The organism is Maricaulis salignorans (assembly GCF_900103475.1).
Lineage (GTDB): Bacteria > Pseudomonadota > Alphaproteobacteria > Caulobacterales > Maricaulaceae > Maricaulis > Maricaulis salignorans.
This window is the reverse complement of the sequence record NZ_FNHG01000005.1, coordinates 125,133-145,213: the sequence shown is the minus strand read 5'-3', so window position 1 is coordinate 145,213 and position 20,081 is coordinate 125,133. Positions and strand designations below refer to the sequence as shown.

Here is a 20,081-nt window from a genome sequence, read left to right as displayed (position 1 = left end):
GAACTGTTTAGATTTTCTAATCGATAATGGCAATTATCATCGTTTGAATTCGGCCCACCCAATAGAAATATTGCAGGTGTCGCGCCATGAGGGCGCAGGATTGGATTTGTCAGATGCGTGTTTTCCCAGCCTCCATGCCCTTGGAAGGTCGTACGGTGATCGTCACGGGCCATGGCCCGATGGCCGAAGCCAAGGCACGCCTGTTTGTCACCTCCCCGGCCCGGTTGAAGTGGTTCACCGGCCATGGGGCCGATCCTGTACCTGCGGATATTGCCCAGTATGCAACGGTTATGGACCGGGAGCCGATCCGGTCTGACCTTCATGGCGCGATGTTGCTTTTCATTGCCGGCGGTGAGCCGGAGGCGATTGCCGAACTGGCCGCCACGGCCCGCGAACTGGGCGTGCTGGTCAATATCGTCGACTCGCCCGCCGCCTCCGATTTCCAGACCCCGGCGATTGTCGATCGCGACGGCATCGTCATCTCCATCGCTTCGGGCGGTGCCGCGCCGGTCCTGTCGGTCGATATTCGCGCCGCCATCGAAACCCTGATCCCGGCCCGCATCGGCGTGCTGGCCGATCTCGCCCGCGAACTGCGCGGCACGGTGAAGTCCGTGATCAAGCGCTTCGACGACCGCCGCGCCTTCTGGGAGATGGCCCTGCGCGGCAAGGCCCGCGACCTGGCGCTGTCCGGCGACAGGGCCGGCGCCCGCCGCGAAATGATGCGCGCCCTCAATGGCAGCGCCGAACCGGCGACGGGCATTGTCCATCTGGTCGGTGCCGGCCCGGGCGATCCCGACCTGTTGACGCTGAAGGCGGCGCGCCTGCTGCGCGAAGCCGATGTCATCGTGCATGACCGTCTGGTCAGCGCCGGTGTGCTCGATCTGGCTCGCCGCGACGCCATCCGCATCGATGTCGGCAAGACCAAGGGTCACCACCCGGTGCCGCAACAATCCATCGAAGAGACATTGATCGAACACGCCGCCAAAGGCCTGCGCGTCGTTCGCCTCAAGGGCGGCGACCCCTTCATTTTCGGGCGCGGCGGCGAAGAGCTGGAAGCCGTGCGTGCCGCCGGGATCGAGGTCCAGGTAACGCCCGGCATCACCGCCGCCATGGCCTGCGCCGCTTCGGCCGGCATTCCGCTGACCCATCGCGACCATGCCCAATCGGTCACCTTCGCCTCCGGTGTCGTCAAACAGGATGGACCCGATGCGGACTATCGCGCCCTCGCCGCCTCCAACAGCACCGCCGTCTTCTATATGGGCGTCGGTGCGGCGCCCGGGATCCAGAGCAAGATGCTTGCACATGGCCGCGCACCGCAAACACCCATCGCCCTGATCGAGAACGGGTCGAGCGATGGCGAGCGCCGCTTCACCGGTACGCTCGGCGATCTCGCCGGCCTGGTCGTGCGCGAAGCGATCAGCGGCCCGACCATCATCATTATCGGCGAGACGGCGGCCTTTTCCGCCCGCCTGCCCCAGCGTCAGGAGCAATTCGCATGAAAGCCATTACCGCCAATCGCCTCACCGACGGCCGCGTGATCTACCGCACCGCGCAAGGCCAGTGGTCGACCCGTTTCCAGGACGCCCAACCGCTCGACGATTACGCAGCAGAGACCGTGCTCGCCCAGGCCGGGCGCGAATCCGGCATCGCCGTCGGGCCCTATCTGATCGAGCTGGGCGAGCATGCCCCGGCCGGCCAGAAATGGCGCCGCGAAGGCATCCGCATTGACGGGCCGACATCGGGCACGATCCGCCTGATCGAACCCGCAAATCATGATCGGGCCGCCTGATGTATCGCTATGATGAATATGACGCGACGCTGGTGCGCGAACGCATTGGTGAGTTTCGCGACCAGATCGAGCGCCGTCTTGATGGCCGCCTGAGCGAGGACGAGTTCAAGCCGCTGCGGCTGATGAATGGCGTCTATCTCCAGCTGCACGCCTATATGCTGCGCGTCGCCATTCCCTATGGCACGCTCAACAGCGCCCAGGTCCGCACGCTGGCGCGCATCGCCCGCCACTATGATCGCGGCTATGGCCATTTCACCACGCGCACCAATATCCAGTTCAACTGGCCGGCCCTGACCGATGTACCCGCCATTCTCGAAGAGCTGGCTGCGGTCGAGATGCACGCGATCCAGACCTCGGGCAATTGCATCCGCAATACCACCGCCGATCCCTATTCCGGTGCCGCCGCCGACGAGATCGAGGATGGGCGCCCCTGGGCCGAGATCATCCGGCAATGGTCGAGCCTGCACCCGGAATTCACCTTCCTGCCACGCAAGTTCAAGATCGCCGTCAATGGTGCCGCCGAGGATCGCGCCGGTTTGCGGGTCCATGATATCGGCCTGCAAATCGTGCGCGATGCGCTCGGCCAGACCGGTTTTGAAGTCTGGGTCGGGGGCGGTCAGGGCCGCACGCCGCGGCTCGCCGTCAAGACGCGCGACTTCCTCGAGCCGCGCGACCTGCTCAGCTATCTGACCGCCGTGCTGCGCGTCTATAACCAGCATGGCCGCCGCGACAACATGTACAAGGCGCGCATCAAGATCCTGGTCGAGGCGCTGGGCGCCGAGGCCTTCATCGCCGAGGTCGAGGAAGAATTCGAAGCGATCCGCGATAGCGAGCTGCGATTGCCCGACGCGGAGATTGCCCGCATCCGCAGCTTTTTCGGCACGCCCTCGATCCATAATCCTGCGCCCCTGCCCGAGGCCGGCGAGCCGGGCTTTCGTCACTGGCTCAAGCGCAATCGCCGCGCCCACCGGGTCGACGGCCTGTCCAGCATTGTGATCTCGCTGAAACCGATTGGCGGCACGCCCGGCGATGCCACGGACGAACAGCTCGACATCATCGCCGACCTCACGGCCCGCTATGGTCTCGACGAGATCCGCGTCACGCCGGAACAAAACCTCCTCTTGCCGCATGTCCACAATGAGGATCTTCACCCGCTCTGGCTGGCCCTGAAATCCGCCGGCCTGGCGACACCCAATGCCGGGCTCGCGACCGATATCGTCTCCTGCCCCGGCATGGATTATTGCAGCCTCGCCACGGCGCGCTCGATCCCGATTGCCCAGGCGATCGCCAAGCGGCTCGAAGTCGCCGGGCTGAGCGAGGCGGCCGGCGATGTCACGATCAAGGTCGATGGCTGCATCAATGCCTGCGGCCATCACCATGTCGCGAATATCGGCGTGCTCGGCCTCGATAAGCGCGGTGAGGAATATTACCAGATCACGCTGGGCGGCGCCTTCGGCAAGGATGCGGCAATCGGCGGCATCGTCGGCAAGGGCCTGGCAGGCGACGATGTGCCTGACGCCATCGCCCGGATACTCGAAACCTATCTTCAGCTTCGACGCGGAAGCGAGACGTTTATCGACACGCTGCGCCGCACCGGTGCCGACGCGTTCAAGGAGGCCATCTATGTTGCGCAGTGATTTCGCGCCGGAAACCGATCGCAATGCGATGGCGCAACTGGCTTCGGGTGGCGGTGTCGTTGTCGAACTGCCCGGCGATGCCGACTGGCGCGCGGTGGGCGAACAGATCCGCAGCGCGGTCCAGGTCGATATCCGCTTTGCCAGTTTCAAGGACGGGCGCGGCTTCACCCTGGCGACGCAATTGCGCACCCGGCTGCACTATCAGGGCCGTCTGCGCGCCACCGGCGATCTGATCCCGGACCAGGCCCGCTATCTCAAACGCGTCGGCTTTGACGCCATCACCCCGGACCGCAGCGATCTCGCCGCCGACTGGGCGAAGGCCGAGCAGCGCTTTTCGGTCGTCTACCAGCCAGCCAGTGACGCCATCGCGACCATTACGGAGCTGCGCAATCGGGAAGGCGATGATCTCGAGCGGCTCAATGCGCGTTACCGCCAGAGCGATGCGCTGGAAATCCTGCGCGATGCGATCGAGACGACCTGGCGCGGCCGGATTGCCCTGCTCTCCTCCTTTGGAACCGAAGCGGCCGTCAGCCTGCACCTGATCTCCCGGATCGATCCGGCCACCCCGGTCTTCTTTCTCGATACCGGACGTCACTTCGCCCAGACCGAACAATATCTGCGCACCCTGACCGAACGCCTGAATCTGACCAATCTACGCGTCCTTAAACCCGATGCCGCCGAGGCGCGCGAAGAGGATGGTGACGGCTATCTGTGGCAACGCGATGCCGATGCCTGCTGCGCCCTGCGCAAGGTGCGTCCACTGGCGCGGGCGCTGGACGGTTTCGACGCCCTGGTGACCGGTCGCAAGCGCTTCCATGGCGGCGCCCGGACCGAGCTGCCCGTGGTCGAGCGGGTCGCCGACGGCCTGCGGGTCAATCCCCTGGCCAATTGGTCGGCGGAACAGATCCAGGCCTATTTCCAGACGCATGATTTGCCGCGTCACCCATTGGCCGATATGGGGTATAGCTCGATTGGATGCTGGACCTGCACGGCTCCTGCCTATGGCGGCGGCGGTCTGCGCGCGGGGCGCTGGCCCGGCCAGGACAAGACGGAATGCGGCATCCACGCGCCGGCGCAAGGCGCTGCGGTTCGACCAGAAAGAAAATGACCATGGCCTATTCGCATATTCTCGACCTGATTGGCTCCACCCCGCTGATCCGGCTGGACGGCCCATCGGACGCCACCGGCTGCGAGATTCTCGGCAAGGCCGAATTTCTCAATCCGGGCGGTTCGGTGAAGGACCGCGCCGCGCTCAATATCGTGCGTGAAGCGGAAGCCGACGGCACTTTGCGCCCCGGCGGCACGATTGTGGAAGGCACGGCCGGCAATACCGGTATCGGCCTGGCCCTGGTCGGCGGCGCGCTCGGCTATCCGGTCATCATCGTGATGCCGCGCACCCAGAGTGATGAGAAAAAGCAGGCGATCCGCTCTTTCGGCGCGCGCCTGATCGAGGTCGATGCGGCGCCGTTTTCGAGCCCCAATCATTTCGTGCACTATTCCCGGCGTCTCGCCGAAGAACTCAATGCCAGCAATCCGGCCGGCGCGATCTGGGCCAATCAGTTCGACAATCTCGCCAATCGCCGCGCCCACGAAAAATCGACCGGGCCGGAGATCTGGCAGCAGACGGGTGGCCGCATTGACGGCTTCATCTGTGCTGCCGGTACCGGTGGCACTCTCGCGGGCACTGCGGCGAGCCTGCGCAGCTTCAAGCCGGAGATCGCGATCGGCGTCGCCGACCCGGCTGGTGCGGCGCTATACAGCTATTACACCCAAGGTGAGCTGCGCGGCGAAGGCTCCTCCATCACCGAGGGCATTGGCGTCAACCGCATCACCGGCAATCTGGAAGGGCTCAAGATCGACCATGCCTACCGGATCGAGGACGCGGAAATGCTGCCCGTCCTGTATGACCTGGTGCGCCATGAAGGCCTGTCGCTGGGCGGTTCGGCCGGGGTGAATATCGCCGGTGCGATGCGTCTGGCGCGTGATCTGGGACCGGGCAAGACCATCGTCACCATGTTGTGCGATGTCGGTGCGCGCTATGCCGGCAAACTGTTCAACCCGGAATTCCTCGCCAGCCGGGGCTTGCCGATTCCGCCCTGGACCGATACCGAAGCCTCGCCTGCCACGGCCTGATGCCGGCACGCCCCCGACCTGAAATTGCGAAAAAGACGATGACGATGACCGCTCCCGTGCCCGCCACACCTGCTCCGGCAAAGAATGCCGTCTCCGCCAAGCCCGGCCCCTTCACGGTCGAGACGGTGCTGGAGGTCAAGCATTATACCGACCGGCTGTTCTCATTCCGCCTGACGCGCCCGGCCGCCTTCCGCTTCCGCTCCGGCGAATTCGTCATGATCGGGCTGCCCAAGGAAGACGGCAAACCGCTGCTGCGCGCCTATTCCATCGCCAGCCCCTTCTGGGACGAGGCGCTCGACTTCTATTCGATCAAGGTCGCCGACGGCCCGCTGACCTCGCGCCTGCAGCACATCCAGCCCGGCGATGAAGTCCTGCTCGGGCGCAAGCCGACCGGAACCCTGGTGCTCGATGCCCTCAAGCCGGGCAAACGCCTCTATATGATCTCGACCGGCACCGGTATCGCCCCCTTCGCCAGCCTGATCCGTGATCCGGAGACCTATGAGAAGTTCGACGAAGTCATCCTGACCCATACCTGCCGCCAGCTCGACGAGTTGACCTATGGCGAGGAACTGGTGGCCGCGACCAAGCAGGACGAGCTGATCGGCGAAATGGCGCGCGAAAAACTCGTCCACTTCACCTCCGTGACCCGCGATGACGGCCCCGTCAAAGGCCGCGTCACCGACATGATCCGCTCCGGTGAACTGGCGACCCGGCTTGGCGTGCCCGCCCTCGACCCGACGGTTGACCGGGTGATGATTTGCGGCTCGGAAGGCCTGCTCAAGGACGTCAAACAAATCTGCCTCGATGCGAATTTCATCGAGGGCTCGAACGCGGCCCCGGCCGATTTCGTGATCGAGAAGGCCTTTGTTTCCACGGATTGACAACACATAAACATATCTTTATGTGTGAAGTCGCGCCGATTTGATGTTCAGCTTGCGGGCGCGGAATAAATGCGGCTAAAGCGGATCGAATGGGCGTCGGGGTTTCTCCCCCCGGATCTTCCTCGCGCCCGTTCGACCCCAAATTCGGCGCCCGCTTTATTCCGCCAGCGGAATCCAGCATGCCGATCACCCTTGAACGCCCCGTGGACACACCCGTCCATGATATCTCGGCCACGTTTCGTGGCGCCGATGCTTCGTCCCTGCGTGTCAGTGGCCGTCTGACCGGACCGGACGGCGCGCCCGTCTGCCTCGTGCTGGGCGGGATCTCCTCGGACCAGGCCGTCGCGTCGATTGGCCATGAAACCGGCTGGTGGGCGGCCCAGGCGGGACCGGGTTGTGCGCTCGACACCCGTCATCTGCGCATCCTCTCCTTTGACTTTCTCGCCGATCAACTCGCCCCCTTCCCGAGCACGGACGACCAGGCGCGGGCCATTCTGGCGCTGGCAGATGCGGCGGGGATTGAAACCTTCTCGATTGTCGGCGCTTCCTATGGCGGCATGATCGGACTGGCGCTGGCCGTGCGGGCGCCCGAGCGGGTGGAAAAACTCCTGGTCATCAGCGCCTGTCACCGGGCTTCGGCGATGGCCAGGGCCTGGCGTTCAATCCAGCGCGACACGGTCGAGCTGGCCCTGCAATATGGCGATGGCCGCGCCGGGCTCGACCTGGCGCGCCGTCTGGCCATGACCACCTATCGCACCCCGATCGAGCTGGAATCCCGTTTCTATGACCCCGAGCCCGATTGCCGCGACGCCAGCGGCGTGGTCGCCTATCTGGAGGCTCGCGGCCGTGACTTCGCGGCCCGGGTGACACCGCAGCGCTTCCTCGCCCTGTCACGCTCGATGGATGAGCATTGTATCGACCCCGGCCGGCTGGAATGTCCCGTCACCTATCTCGCCGTGACCGAGGACCAGCTGGTGCCGCCAGAGCAGATCGCCGAGGCCGCCCGCTCAACGCCGATGGGCACGCTCAAGCGCATCCATTCGCTCTACGGCCATGATGCCTTCCTGAAGGAAGACGCCGCGATCTCCGCCGCCATCACCCGCTTTCTGGGAGGCTGACATGGCCCGCGACCCCCGCACCGCCGCCATCCGCGCCGGCCTCAATACCGACGCGACATGGAATGCGGTCATCCCGCCCATCTCGCTCTCCACCGCCTACCGGCGCGAAGATCCCGCCGTCCAGCCCGCCTTCGACTATGCCCGCACCGGCAATCCGGGGCGCTCGACCCTGGCCGCAGCCATTGCCGAACTGGAACATGCCGCCGGCGCCGTTGTCACCTGCTCCGGCATGGCCGCGATCGATCTCCTGCTGCACGATCTGCCCTTCGGCGCCCGGGTGATCTGTTCCCACGACGCCTATGGCGGCACCCGACGCCTGCTCGACGCACGCGGCCGGGGCGGACGGTTGATCCCGGTCTATGTCGACACGACAGACATTGATGCCGTCTCCCGCGCGCTGGCCGAACCAACTGCCCTCATGCTGGTGGAAACCCCGTCCAATCCGCGCCTGCGCATCTCGGACCTGCGCGCCTTGTCCAACCTGGCTCACGAAGCCGGTGCCGAGCTGGCAGTCGATAATACCGTGCTGTCGCCCGCCTTGCAGCGCCCGCTGGACTGGGGCGCCGATTATTCCGTCCAGTCGGTGACCAAGCTTCTCAATGGCCATTCCGACATGGTTGGCGGCGTCGTCTGTGTCGCCGATGCCGGCAAGCTGGCCAATCTTGTCTGGTGGAGCAATTGCGCCGGCGTCGGGGCCGCGGCCTTTGACAGCTATCTTGCCCTGCGCGGCCTGCGCACCCTGGCGCTGCGGGCAAAGGCCCAGTGCGAAACCGCCGCCGAAATTGCCGCCTGGCTCGAGGCTGACCCGCGCATCGCGGCCGTCGACTTTCCCGGCCTGCCCGGCCATCCCGGCCATGAACTGGCCAAGCGGCAACAGGACGGGTTCGGGCAATTGATCTCGATCCAGCTGGCCGGCAGCGTCGCCAATGCCCGCGATGTCGTGCAGCGGCTCAAACTCTTCACCCTGGCCCAGTCGCTGGGCGGCGTGGAAAGCCTGGCCAATATCCCGGCCCTGATGACCCATGCCGCCATGACGCCGCAGGCGCGCAGCGATGCCGGCATTTCCGACAGCCTGATCCGCCTCTCGATCGGGCTGGAAGCGCCAGCCGAGCTGATCGGTGATCTCGACAGCGCGCTCGTCCCGTAGCCGGGCCTTTCACTCGGTCACGCCTCGCCTTATACCTTGGACTCCAACGGGTTTGACGATCCGCAATGCGGGCATGGGGTCCTGATGTCGAGACGGAATGAATGGATTGATGCCTTTGCCGGTGTGAAGCTGGTCGTGTTCGGCGATGTCATGCTCGACCGCTATACGTTCGGCGACTGCAACCGCATCTCGCCCGAGGCCCCGGCCCCGGTCTTTCTCGCCCAGAGGGTTGAGGAAATGGTCGGCGGGGCCGGCAATGTGGCACGCAATATCGCCAGCCTCGGCGGCAGGGCGGCCCTGATCGGCGCCATCGGTGATGACAGTGCCGGCCTGGCCCTGATCGCCGCCGCTGACGACACACCCGGTCTCACCCCGCATCTGGCCAGAACCGACATCGCCCGCACCGCGGTGAAGAACCGTTTCGTCGCCAAGAACCAGCAAATGCTGCGGGTCGATGAGGAGGATATTGTCGATCTGCCCGCGGCCAGTATCGAAGCCCTGTTCGCCCATCTCGAACGCGAACTGGACGACGCGGCCGCCCTGATCCTGTCGGATTATGGCAAGGGCGTCCTGTCACGGGCCACGATTGCGCGCGCCGCGGAGATGGCCCGGACGCGCGGCCTGCCGGTGATCACGGACCCCAAATCGCGCGATCTCGCCCGCTATCGCGGGGCCACGGTCATCACCCCCAATGCCAAGGAGGCCGAGGAGGCGACCGGCATCTCCTGCCAGAGCGATGCCGGAGCCGGCGAGGCCGCGGCCCTGATCGCCGCGCAGACCGGATCCCCCGTCGTCGTCATCACGCGCGGTCCGCAGGGCATGACGGTGTGCGCTGCCGATGGCAGTATCCATCACATGCCGACCGCGGCACGCGAGGTGTTCGACGTCTCCGGCGCCGGCGATACCGTCGTCGCGGCACTGGCCCTGGCACTGGCCTGCAAGGCCCCGATCGAGATCGCGGCCGAACTGGCCAATCGCGCGGCCGGGATTGTCGTCGGCAAGGTCGGCACCGCCACGGTCAGCGCTGCCGAACTCCATCGCAGCCTGCATGCCGGCAATACCGGAAGCGGCAAGATCGCCGACCTCGCCGCCGCCGCCAGGGCCTGCCGTGACTGGCAGGCGAGCGGCCAGCGCTGTGTCTTCACCAATGGCTGTTTCGATCTCATCCATCCCGGCCATGTCAGCCTGCTCGCCTTCGCGCGGGCCCAGGGCGACAAGTTGATCGTCGCGATCAATTCGGACGCCTCGGTCAAACGCCTCAAGGGGCCCGATCGCCCGGTCCAGAATGAACATGCCCGCGCGGTCGTAATGGCGGCCCTGCGCGATGTCGATCTGGTGGTGGTGTTTGACGAGGACACGCCGCTCGACGCGATCACCGCAATCCAGCCGGACGTTCTGGTCAAGGGCGCCGATTACAGCGTCGATACGGTGGTGGGCGGCGATGTGGTAACGGCGCGCGGCGGCAGTGTGGTGCTGGCCCCCTTGCTCGACGGTCATTCGACCACCGCCGCCATCGGCCGCGCCGGCCGCAATGCCGATGCGTGAGCCCTTTCTCGTCCTGCTCGACCGTGATGGCACCATCAATATCGACCGGCATTATCTCGGCGACCCGGCGGGTCTGGAATTCCTGCCCGGCGCCCTCGACGGCCTGACCGCATTGCGCGATGCCGGCGCTGTTCTCGCCATTGTCACCAATCAGTCCGGCATTGGCCGTGGCATGTTCGACCGCGAACAGGCCGACACCGTCAATGACCATCTCCTCGCCATGCTCGGCGCCCACGGTGTCGAGATCGCCCATGTCGCACTGTGCCCGCATGCCCCCGACGAGGGCTGCGATTGCCGCAAACCGGCGCCGGGTCTGGCAGTGGAAGCGGCAGCCGCCACCGGCCTGCCATTGGCGCAGGCCTGGGTGATCGGTGACAAGTCCAGCGATACCGGCCTGGCCGACGCGGTCGGCGCACGCGGCATCCTGATCACGGCTGACCGGCTGGCCTCCCCGGCGGAACATTTCACGGCAAGGGATCTGGTCGAGGCAGCGGCGATAATTCTGGCCGAACAATAACTCACCCCCGTCACGGTCCGCACGAAAACCGCTACGCGGCTCGACGCTGGAGGTTTGAGGGGGTCACTTCGTCTTGGGAGATGTGTGAGACGCCGCCGATTGCCGGAATTGTTGCAGGTTCATCGGGCATCCGGCCGGGATGACCAGCTGTTGTCTGAAGGGGGATTAGGCGTAGCGCTTGAGCGCACGCGCCGCCCTTCCGTCACCACCCAGTCCAGCGGCTGATCAAACTCATCCACCGGCACCGCCGCCACCCACTGCGCTTCATAGGCCAGCCCTACCGCCACAGGAGCGCCACAAGCGCGAAGCCCCGCGAGCGTGCGATCATAATAGCCCTTCCCGAAACCAAGCCGATTGCCGTCGGGATCGATCGCCAGCAGGGGCACCAGGAGGATATCCGGGACAAGCTGCGGCGCGTTTTCCCTGGGCTCCATCAGACCGAAAGCACGGCGCTGCAGCGGATCGCCGGACCGCCATTCGCGAAATTCCAGGGGGTGGCCCGCCCCGATAACGACCGGCAGGGCGAGACAGGCGCCCCGCGCCTCCAGCGCCGCCATCAACGGCCGCGGATCCATCTCGCCGGGCAGCGGCCAATAGGCCGAGACAACCGATCCGGGGGTGACAAGCTCAAACGGGAAGTGCTCAACCAGCCGCTCGCCGGCGTCCGGTGCGGCCTCATGGGCGCTTTGGCGCGCCACCAGGGCGCGCCGTCGCAAATCAGACTTGAGAGCCTGCAAATTCATGTGGCGGCTCCACCTGCGCCGGCAAGGCATGTAAATCCCCACTGACCCGACGGTGCAGGTGGGCGCCGCATACAGAGGACCAGGGTCCCTAGCAGAGGCAGCTCCCTCGTGGTGATGTACGGTCCGTGGGATTTATGCCCCATCGCACGCTGCAGATAACCGCCACCCCCTATGTGAGGCCTAACGGGGTCCGGCTCAAGTGCGGGCGTCTGCAAATCGGATCTTCTGCTCAGGCGCCGGCGTTTCACCGGCATCGAGATCGCGTTCGGGAAAGTCCAGGCTGGCCGCCAGCGCCTCGAGCCGCTGGGCCGCCTTGAGCAGGTGATCGGCCAGATGCTGGCGCTCCTCGCCATACTCGCTATCGGAGCCCTGGGTCTCGGACTGCAGCTGTTTGAGCTGGGCTTCCAGCGTCTCGATGCGGCGTTCGGCGTCTTTCAGCTCGTCGACCACAATCAGCGACGCCATCACGGCCAGGCGCAGATCACCGATCTGCCCGACCTGTTCGGCCATCACCGTGACCTTGCTGTCGAGATAGCCGCCCAGCTCGCGCAGATAGGCCTCCTGGCCTTCTTCGCAGCCGATTGTATAGACCCGACCATTGAGCGTGACCGCCACCTTGGACATAGCCGACTAGACCTCCTCGTCTACATACAGACGCAATTCGCCGATCGCCCGGTCGAGCGCCTCCGACGTCTCCTGCGCAACCTGTTGCAGGGCCTGCTCGCGCGCCTTGGCTGTATCAAGCGCATCGGCGAGGCGGGCCCGGTCATCATCGCTGTCGCGCGCACCAATCGCGGCGGACTCGGCGCGTTCGACGCGGCCACGCAATTTCTTGGTTTGCCCCTCAATACGCGCCAATGCCCCGTTGAGCCGTGTCACGGCCGCCAGCAAGGGATCATCAGCGGAATTGGCTTGCGACGTCATGCCCCTAAAATCCGCTGCGTTGCGTCAAAGTTCAAGTGTTCTCTCAAGTTTGTCGCCCCGCGCCTTGACTCTGGTGATCAATGCCCGGTTTTGTCGCACCCGATCGGGGCGAAAGCGAGGCCAATATCCGCAGCCAGACACCCGGTGCAAGCCCGGATGATAGCGTTGACCCGGCCCGGCATCCGCGCCAAACAGTGAAACCGTGTTCCGCCGCATCTTCAGGTCAGAAATTTCGATGTATAGCCTGCCCGACTGGGCCTTTTACCCGATCGCAGCCCTGGTCGCCGCCGGAATGGTGGCGGGTGCCCTGAGCTATGGCGATAATTCTGTTCGCTCGCCCGAGGAAATCCTGTCTGACGGGATCCTGTTCGAGGGCGACAGTCTCAACGCCATCACGACCGGCAATGGCCTGACCGCCCGCATCCTGCGTGAGGGCGAGGAAACATTCGCCCGCATCGACGCCGTACGCGGCCCGTTTGACGGTATCCAGTCGGCCGGCGCCTTCTTCACCCTGACACCCGGCGAAGTCCAGGCAATCCAGGGCCGGCGCGTCCGCCTGCGCTTCACCGTCCGCACCGCGCCGGAATTTGGCGCGCCGGGGGTGAGGCTCAATTTCTTCGCCCCGGGCGTGGGGCAGACGGCCGGCGAACATGTTGAAACCGGCGATCAGTTCGAGACCTTCACCCTTGAAGCCGCGTCCTCGGCATGCAGCTGGGAATTCGGCTATATCGGTCTGTGGCCGGACTGGGGTTTCGAGCGCAATACGATCGATCTCGAGCGCGTCGAACTGACCGCACTGGATCGTCTGCCCGATTGCCCCGACAGCTAGTCTGACGGGCCGGGCCGAGCGGCTGAGATCGGCCGTACATCTGGCGCACGCGTCAGCAGACGGGCCGGATTCCAGCTCATCGCACGCGCAATCTTCCATGCACTGGTCACACGGCCGCGCTGGATTTCCCGGCGCGAGGCCATCATCTCATGGCGCCCCTTGAGGGCATCGCCCAGAGCGCGGCCGAACACGGTGAATTGTCCGAAGCGCGCCGCCGAGAGCCAGAGCAGGAGGGTGATGCCGGCATGCAGCGGGCTCAACACCCAGAACAGCCATCCCGGCGTATTCTTCAGGAAAACCCAGAGCCGGTTGCGCACCCCGTAATAGGTCGCGAATTCCGACCGCCGTCCCGATGACGCGTAGCCGAGATGTTCCACCGCCGCATCGCGCAATTGCACCGCCCGATAGCCCTGGAGTTTCGCCCGGTAGGCCAGGTCGACATCCTCGTTATAGCAGAAGAACCGCTCGTCGAATCCGCCCAGCGCGTCAAACACCCAGCGGCGCCAGAAGGCCGCCGCGCCGCAGATCGCGAAGACCTCGCCATCATCAGGCAAAAGGGCGACGGGGCGCATATAGCCGGCCCGATAGGCCAGGCCGGTCGCATGATAGACATCTCCGACACCATCGAGCAGGCCGGGATAATTGGCCGCATACTGGGTTGAGCCGAACAGCGAGATATCCGGATAGCGATCCGCGGCGATGAGGAATTGCTCCAGCCAGTCCGGCCGGGCAAAGGCATCGGGGTTGAGCAGGGCCAGCCATTCGCAATCGGCCATTTCGGCGAGCCGGTTATTGCCGCCGGCAAAACCGAGATTGTCCTCGCTTGCAACGAAATTCACCCAGTCAGGCAGCATCGCCGGGTCGATCCGTTCATCCACCGGCGACCCGTTCTCGAGCACGAAGACCTGGCGCGGCATCACGGTTTGCGCGGCCAGCGCGGCGATGCACTGATCCAGCGTCGCGCGGCTGCGATAGGCGACAATCAGCACCGCGACATCCGCGACCGGCCGGTCCAATCCCGTATCAGAAAGTGTCATTTGGCGAGTCCGCACAATGGGCCAGGGTCACGAGAGGGCACCGTTACCACTCTTGCCCGCCCAGGCCCAGTATCCCGTTGCGCGCAGGGCCGGCGCAAGGGCCCGAAAATGCAGGCCGGGGCTTGGATTGTGCCCGCGATACGCTACGACTGCCGGGACAGGACGCAATGGCGGGAATTGGGGGACAATTGAGCGCCAGCATCATTGATTTTGCGCTGATTACCATGCTCGCCCTGGCGCTTCTGTCGGGCCGTGTCGGCACCACGCGCGCCTTCGCCGGCTTCATTATCGGTATCATCATCACCGGGCGGGTCAGCTTCAACGATGCCGTCACGGCGATCACCTCCCCGGCCATCATCGCGGTGACCAGCCTGGTGATTGTCGCCGTCGCGCTGACCAAAATCCCCGGCATCGGCCAGGCCCTGTTCGGCCGCGCCCGGCTGGGCATGCATGCCAGCCTGATCCGCTTTCTCGGCCTGACCGGCCTGGTTTCCGCCTTCACGCCCAATACGGCCGTGGTCGGGGCCTTCATGGGGCCGGCCAGCCGCCATCCGAGCCTGCCGGCCCACGCCCTGCTGCTGCCGCTCTCCTATATGGCGCTGGCCGGCGGCATGCTGACCCCGTTCGGGACCAGTGCGAGCCTGATGGTGGTCGGCGAGGCCGCGCGCCACGGACTGAATCTCAACGTGCTTGATTTCGCTCTGCCCGGCGCCATGGTCGCCCTGGCCGTGTTCGCCGCCCTGGTACTGGCCGCACCGATGATCCTGAAACGGCCCGAAGGCGCGAGCGATGCAGACAAGGCGGTCTATTATGTCGAAGCGCGGGTCAATCCCGGCTCCAGACTGATTGGCCGCAATGTCGGCGAGAACCAGCTTCGCCATCTGCAAGGCTTCTTCCTCGCCGAAATTGTCCGGCAGGAGCGCATCATCTCGCCGGTCAGCCCGAGCCAGTCGATCGAGGAAGGGGATCGCCTCATCTTTGTTGGCGATTTTGCCCATGTCGGCGAATTGCATGCGATCAATGGCCTGTCGATCGATGGTTCCTCGCAGCCCAATGCCCTGGGCGCGATGTTTCACGCCGTGATCGCGCACAATTCCATACTGGTCGGGCGAACCCTGAAGGAAGCCGATTTTCGCGCCCGCTTTGATGCCTCGGTGCTCGCGGTCCGGCGCGGCGAGGAAAGCCTGTCCGGCAAGCTTGGCGAAATCCGGCTCAAGACCGGCGACAGCCTGATCCTGGCCGCCGGGCCCGATTTCCGTTCGCGCGAGAATTTGCGCACCAATCTGCATATTCTTGATGTCGAGGACCCCGGCCAGGTCCCGCTCAACGGGCGCAATAGCGCCCTGCTCTGCGGCGCCTTCGCGATTTTCATTATTGTCGCGATCCTCCAGCTCATACCTTTCGCGCTGGCCGCCTTTCTCATGGCCGCACTCTGCATCCTGTCCGGCTGGATCTCGCCGCGCGAGACCAAACGGATTTTCCCGTTCGAACTCGTCATCATCCTGTGGGGCGCTGTCCTGCTCAGCCAGGTCATCCAGCAATCGGGGGCATCGGCCGTGCTGGCCGATTTCATCGCGCACCAGGTCGGGGGCCTGCCTCACTGGGCTGCCCTCGCGGCCATCTTCATGCTGGCCTGGTTCATGACCGAATTATTCTCCAATGCCAGCGCCGCACTGATCACCCTGCCGGTCGCCCTGGGCACGGCGCTCCAGCTCTCCCTGCCGGCCGAGGCCTTTGTCCTCGCCACGGCATTCGGCGCCAGTGCGAGCTTCCTTCTGCCCTTTGGCTACCAGACCCATCTGATGGTGCTGACGCCGGGCGAATACCGGCTTTCCCACTTTCTGCGTCTTGGCAGCGTCGTGCTCATCGCCTACGCCATTGCCGCTATCGCCACGCTGTCCATCCTGCATTTCTGATCACTTCCGGAGTTCCCATGTCCTTGATTGACGACAAAAACGCCCTCGCCTTTGAATTCGGCCGCCTCTGCAGCGAAGCCGGACTGGCGATCATGGAAATCTATAATTCCGACTTCGCCGCGCGCGACAAGGATGATGCCTCACCGGTCACCGACGCCGATGAAGTCGCCGAAAAAATCATTCTAGCCGGACTGGAAAAGCTGCTGCCGGGCATTCCCGTTCTGGCCGAGGAGAGCTTTTCGGCCGGTTTCCGGCCCGATGTCGGCTCGACCTTTGTCCTGGTGGACCCGGTCGATGGCACCAAGGAATTCATCAACAAGAATGGCGAATTCACCGTCAATATCGCGCTGATCGAGAACCGCGTCCCGACCGCTGGCTGCGTCTACGCGCCGGCCCGTGACCGCATCTATATCGGCGGCACCAAGGCCTGGGCCGGTCCCTTGAAAGCGGGCGACGCCATCGTCGCGGACAAGCTCGCACCGATCAGCACGCGGGCACAGCCGGCTGGCGGTCTGACGGGCGTGATGAGCCGCTCGCACGCCGATGCCGAGACCCTGGCCTTCGCCGATGCCGCCGGCGTGACCGAGCGCACCTCCGCCGGTTCCTCGCTCAAATTCTGCCTCATCGCCGAAGGGCTGGCGGATGTCTATCCACGCTTCGGCCCGACGCGCGAGTGGGATACCGGGGCCGGCCATGCCGTGCTCAATGCTGCAGGCGGCGCCGTGCTTCTGCCCGACGGCGAGCCCTTCCTCTACGCCAAGACCGAAACCGAATTCCTCAATGGCGCCTTCGTCGCCTGGGGTGTGCGGCCCTGAGGGCGCACCGGACAGACAGACAAAGAAAAGGCCGGGCACAACGCCCGGCCTTTTTTATGCGATGCTGGCTGGACAGATATCAGCCCAGCCGGCCGGTTTCGCGCAGATAGGCCACGACCTGATCGGCGGCATCCTCGGCTGAAATCTCACTCGTATCGATGCGAAGCTCCGGATTTTCCGGCGCTTCATAGGGGCTGTCGAAACCGGTGAAATTCTTGATCTCGCCGGCCTTGGCCTTCTTGTAGAGCCCCTTCGGGTCGCGCTGGATGCAGACCTCGAGCGGGGTGTCGACGAAGACCTCGATGAATTCATTGGCCTCCACCAGCTCGCGCACCATTTGCCGCTCCGAGCGGAAGGGCGAAATGAAGGAACAGGTCACCAGAAGGCCAGCCTCGACAAACAAGCGCCCGACCTCCCCGATCCGGCGAATATTCTCGACCCGGTCTTCATCGGTGAAGCCGAGATCGCGGTTGAGGCCGTGACGGACATTGTCGCCATCGAGCGAATAGGTGTGATGGCCGGCGAGCGCCAGCTTCTGTTCGACCAGATTGGCGACGGTTGATTTACCGGCGCCGGACAGTCCGGTGAACCACAGGACAGCGGGCTTTTGCGCCTTGATCTGGGAGCGCGCCGCCTTGGTCACCGTCATCGCGTGATGATGGATGTTCGAAGCCCGGCGCAGGCCGAACTCGATCATGCCGGCCCCGACCGTCTGGTTGGTGAAGCGGTCGATCAGGATGAAGGCGCCCATATCGCGGATCTTGTGATAGGGGTCGAAGGCAATCGGCTGCGCCGTCGAGACATTGCACATGCCGATGCCGTTCATTTCCAGCTTGCGGCAGGGCTGTTTCTCATAGGTGTTGACGTCGACGCGATGGCGCAGCGAGGAGATCGTCGCCGGCGTGGTCGCGGTGCCAATCTTCAGCAGATAGGAGCGCCCGGGCAGGAGGTCATCCTGGTTCATCCACAGGATTTCGGCCGCGAACTGGTCGGACACCTCAGGCCGCTCTTCGGCCGCGCACAGTACATCCCCGCGCGAAATATCCATCTCGTGATTGAGTACGAGGGTAACGGAATCGCCGGCCACCGCCTCATCGAGATCACCATCGGCGGTGACGATACGGCTGACATTGGCGGCGGTACCCGATTTTGCCACGATGATCGCATCACCCGGCTTGATCGAACCGGACACAACGACACCGGAATAACCGCGGAAATTGAGATTGGGCCGGTTGACCCACTGAACCGGCATCCGGAAGGGTTCGTTCTCGATATCTGCGGAGATATCGAGTTCTTCCAGGTGTTCGATCAGCGTCGGGCCGGTATGCCAGGACATGGACTCGCTGCGCATGGTGACGTTTTCGCCATAGCGCGCAGACATCGGGATCGGCGTGATAGTTTCGAAGCCGAGATCTTCGGCGCTCTTCATGTATTCGGCCACGATCTCATGGAAACGGCCGCGCGAATGCTCGACGAGATCCATCTTGTTGACCGCCAGCACGATGTGGCGAATGCCCATCATCCGCGCGATATAGGTATGGCGCAGGGTCTGGATGAGCACGCCCTTGCGCGCGTCGATCATCATCACGGCGACATCGGCGGTCGAGGCACCGGTCGCCATATTGCGGGTATATTGTTCGTGGCCCGGCGTGTCGGCGACGACGAATTTGCGCTTCTCGGTGGCGAAATAGCGATAGGCGACATCAATCGTGATGCCCTGCTCGCGTTCCGCTTCGAGCCCATCGAGCAGCAAGGCGAAATCAATCTCCTCACCGACCGTGCCGTGCTTGCGGCTGTCGCGTGCCAGAACGGAGAGCTGGTCTTCAAACAGAAGCTTGGAATCGTAGAGCAGGCGCCCGATCAGGGTCGACTTGCCGTCATCGACGGAACCGCAGGTCAAAAAGCGCAGGACACCATGGCCGCCAGACTGGGTCAGGCGTTCCATCACTGCGGCGCGGGTTTCTTGGTTTTCCATCAGAAATAACCCTCGCGCTTCTTCTTCTCCATCGAACCGGACTCATCATGATCGATCAGTCGGCCCGAGCGTTCCGAAGTGCTGGCGGTCAGCATCTCGATCACGATTTCCTCAAGAGTGGTGGCGCCGGATTCGACCGCCCCGGTAAGCGGGTAGCAGCCGAGTGTCCGGAACCGGACCAGGCGCAGATCGGCGGTCTCGCCTTCAGCGAGGCGCATGCGCTCATCATCGACCATGATCAGCTGGCCATCGCGTTCGACGACCGGCCGGTGAGCCGCGAAATAGAGCGGGACGATCGGGATGTCCTCTTCGAGGATGTATTGCCAGATATCGAGCTCGGTCCAGTTGGACAGCGGGAAGACGCGGATCGATTCACCTTGCTTGATCTTGGTATTATAATTGCGCCACAGCTCGGGCCGCTGGTTTTTCGGATCCCAGCCATGATTGCCGTCGCGGAAGGAAAAAATCCGCTCCTTGGCGCGCGATTTTTCCTCGTCTCGGCGTGCGCCGCCGAAGGCCGCATCATATTTGTGCCGGGTCATCGCGCTGCGCAGCGCTTCGGTCTTCATCACCTGGGTGTGCAGATTGGAACCGTGATCGAACGGGTTGATGCCGCGATCAACACCGTCCTGATTGATCTCGACCCGGATTTCCAGACCCAGCTCGGCCGCGATCGCGTCGCGGAAAGTGATCATGTCGCGAAACTTGAATGTGCTGTCGACATGCTGCAGCGGGAATGGCGGCAGTGAGGGGTAGAAGGCCTTCATCGCCAGGTGCAGCATGACGGCGGAATCCTTGCCGACCGAATACAGCATCACCGGACGCTCGAACTCGGCCGCGACCTCGCGCATGATGTGCATGCTTTCGGATTCCAGCGCCTTGAGGTGGGCCGACAGCGGGCGTTCCCGGTGCCGGGCGCTCTGAAATCGCTGCGCATAGGCGCGGACGCTCTCCTGGATCGTACTCATCATGTCCTCACTGGCCGATACGCTCTAAATGCAGGAAGAAGCCGGGCGCGCACCGTATCAGCGCGATTTAGGACAGGTAGCGCGTAAATACCACCCGTTAGCGCGAT

Annotated in this window: 19 protein-coding genes and 1 other RNA gene; 13 read left to right on the top strand and 7 right to left on the bottom strand. The window is 64.3% G+C overall.

The features are described 5' to 3' along the window. Positions 1–113 precede the first annotated feature (113 nt). The 10 genes from cysG (at position 114) to BLT42_RS06375 (ending at position 10,767) form a co-directional block, all read left to right on the top strand. Positions 114–1,499 (top strand): siroheme synthase CysG, encoded by a 1,386-nt coding sequence (gene cysG, locus BLT42_RS06420; protein WP_091768604.1) that lies wholly within the window; start codon positions 114–116, stop codon positions 1,497–1,499. Further along, entirely contained in the window at positions 1,496–1,789 is a 294-nt protein-coding gene (locus BLT42_RS06415; protein WP_091768601.1) for a DUF2849 domain-containing protein, read from the top strand. Before cysG ends, BLT42_RS06415 begins: the two co-directional genes overlap by 4 nt. Continuing rightward, the gene (locus BLT42_RS06410; RefSeq protein ID WP_091768598.1) at positions 1,789–3,426 is read left to right on the top strand and encodes a nitrite/sulfite reductase; all 1,638 of its coding nucleotides are present in this window, start codon (positions 1,789–1,791) and stop codon (positions 3,424–3,426) included. The genes BLT42_RS06415 and BLT42_RS06410 overlap by 1 nt, the downstream gene beginning before the upstream one ends. Continuing rightward, positions 3,413–4,534, top strand: coding sequence for a phosphoadenylyl-sulfate reductase (locus BLT42_RS06405; protein WP_091768595.1), 1,122 nt, complete (start codon positions 3,413–3,415; stop codon positions 4,532–4,534). Before BLT42_RS06410 ends, BLT42_RS06405 begins: the two co-directional genes overlap by 14 nt. Positions 4,535–4,536: 2 nt before the next feature. Then, on the top strand, positions 4,537–5,559 hold the full coding sequence (locus BLT42_RS06400; protein ID WP_267887696.1) for a cysteine synthase A: 1,023 nt from the start codon (positions 4,537–4,539) through the stop codon (positions 5,557–5,559). 38 nt (positions 5,560–5,597) lie between these two features. Further along, on the top strand, positions 5,598–6,440 hold the full coding sequence (locus BLT42_RS06395; protein ID WP_091768589.1) for a ferredoxin--NADP reductase: 843 nt from the start codon (positions 5,598–5,600) through the stop codon (positions 6,438–6,440). 179 nt (positions 6,441–6,619) lie between these two features. Next, positions 6,620–7,558, top strand: coding sequence for a homoserine O-succinyltransferase MetX (gene metX / locus BLT42_RS06390; protein ID WP_324609750.1), 939 nt, complete (start codon positions 6,620–6,622; stop codon positions 7,556–7,558). Position 7,559: 1 nt separating this feature from the next. Further along, complete coding sequence (locus tag BLT42_RS06385; protein ID WP_091768583.1) at positions 7,560–8,705, top strand: trans-sulfuration enzyme family protein; 1,146 nt, start codon at positions 7,560–7,562, stop codon at positions 8,703–8,705. 84 nt (positions 8,706–8,789) lie between these two features. Then, positions 8,790–10,250: a D-glycero-beta-D-manno-heptose-7-phosphate kinase gene (rfaE1, locus tag BLT42_RS06380; RefSeq protein ID WP_091768580.1), complete on the top strand. Its 1,461-nt coding sequence runs from the start codon at positions 8,790–8,792 to the stop codon at positions 10,248–10,250. Continuing rightward, positions 10,243–10,767 carry a D-glycero-alpha-D-manno-heptose-1,7-bisphosphate 7-phosphatase gene (locus tag BLT42_RS06375; protein ID WP_233342356.1) on the top strand — a complete coding sequence of 175 codons (525 nt, stop codon included), beginning with the start codon at positions 10,243–10,245 and terminating at the stop codon, positions 10,765–10,767. Before rfaE1 ends, BLT42_RS06375 begins: the two co-directional genes overlap by 8 nt. Before the next feature lie 119 nt (positions 10,768–10,886). Here BLT42_RS06375 and BLT42_RS06370 read toward each other — a convergent pair whose 3' ends face one another. The 4 genes from BLT42_RS06370 to BLT42_RS06360 all read right to left on the bottom strand — a co-directional run bounded on the left by BLT42_RS06370 (position 10,887) and on the right by BLT42_RS06360 (position 12,434). After that, positions 10,887–11,510, bottom strand: a complete 624-nt coding sequence (locus BLT42_RS06370; RefSeq protein ID WP_091768574.1) for a 5-formyltetrahydrofolate cyclo-ligase — start codon at positions 11,508–11,510, stop codon at positions 10,887–10,889. Between the two features lie 2 nt (positions 11,511–11,512). Then, positions 11,513–11,671: non-coding RNA, 6S RNA (gene ssrS / locus BLT42_RS15375), on the bottom strand. Positions 11,672–11,705: 34 nt separating this feature from the next. Continuing rightward, positions 11,706–12,134 (bottom strand): cell division protein ZapA, encoded by a 429-nt coding sequence (locus BLT42_RS06365; protein ID WP_091768571.1) that lies wholly within the window; start codon positions 12,132–12,134, stop codon positions 11,706–11,708. 6 nt (positions 12,135–12,140) lie between these two features. Beyond that, positions 12,141–12,434 carry a DUF4164 family protein gene (locus BLT42_RS06360; protein WP_091768568.1) on the bottom strand — a complete coding sequence of 98 codons (294 nt, stop codon included), beginning with the start codon at positions 12,432–12,434 and terminating at the stop codon, positions 12,141–12,143. Between the two features lie 235 nt (positions 12,435–12,669). On the opposite strand from BLT42_RS06360, the gene BLT42_RS06355 reads away from it, so the two are divergent. After that, positions 12,670–13,263: a hypothetical protein gene (locus tag BLT42_RS06355; RefSeq protein ID WP_091768565.1), complete on the top strand. Its 594-nt coding sequence runs from the start codon at positions 12,670–12,672 to the stop codon at positions 13,261–13,263. Here the strand turns inward: BLT42_RS06355 and BLT42_RS06350 are convergent. Further along, positions 13,260–14,300 carry a glycosyltransferase family 2 protein gene (locus BLT42_RS06350; protein WP_091768562.1) on the bottom strand — a complete coding sequence of 347 codons (1,041 nt, stop codon included), beginning with the start codon at positions 14,298–14,300 and terminating at the stop codon, positions 13,260–13,262. The genes BLT42_RS06355 and BLT42_RS06350 overlap by 4 nt on opposite strands. Before the next feature lie 167 nt (positions 14,301–14,467). On the opposite strand from BLT42_RS06350, the gene BLT42_RS06345 reads away from it, so the two are divergent. Then, on the top strand, positions 14,468–16,216 hold the full coding sequence (locus BLT42_RS06345; RefSeq protein WP_091768559.1) for an SLC13 family permease: 1,749 nt from the start codon (positions 14,468–14,470) through the stop codon (positions 16,214–16,216). Between the two features lie 17 nt (positions 16,217–16,233). Further along, a complete protein-coding gene (gene cysQ / locus BLT42_RS06340; protein WP_176780279.1) occupies positions 16,234–17,031 on the top strand; it encodes a 3'(2'),5'-bisphosphate nucleotidase CysQ in 798 nt (265 codons plus the stop codon). A gap of 79 nt (positions 17,032–17,110) precedes the next feature. On the opposite strand, the gene cysN is transcribed toward cysQ, so the two are convergent. Then, positions 17,111–19,006 (bottom strand): sulfate adenylyltransferase subunit CysN, encoded by a 1,896-nt coding sequence (gene cysN, locus BLT42_RS06335; RefSeq protein ID WP_091768556.1) that lies wholly within the window; start codon positions 19,004–19,006, stop codon positions 17,111–17,113. Then, complete coding sequence (cysD, locus tag BLT42_RS06330) at positions 19,006–19,974, bottom strand: sulfate adenylyltransferase subunit CysD (protein ID WP_091768681.1); 969 nt, start codon at positions 19,972–19,974, stop codon at positions 19,006–19,008. Before cysD ends, cysN begins: the two co-directional genes overlap by 1 nt. Positions 19,975–20,081 lie beyond the last annotated feature (107 nt).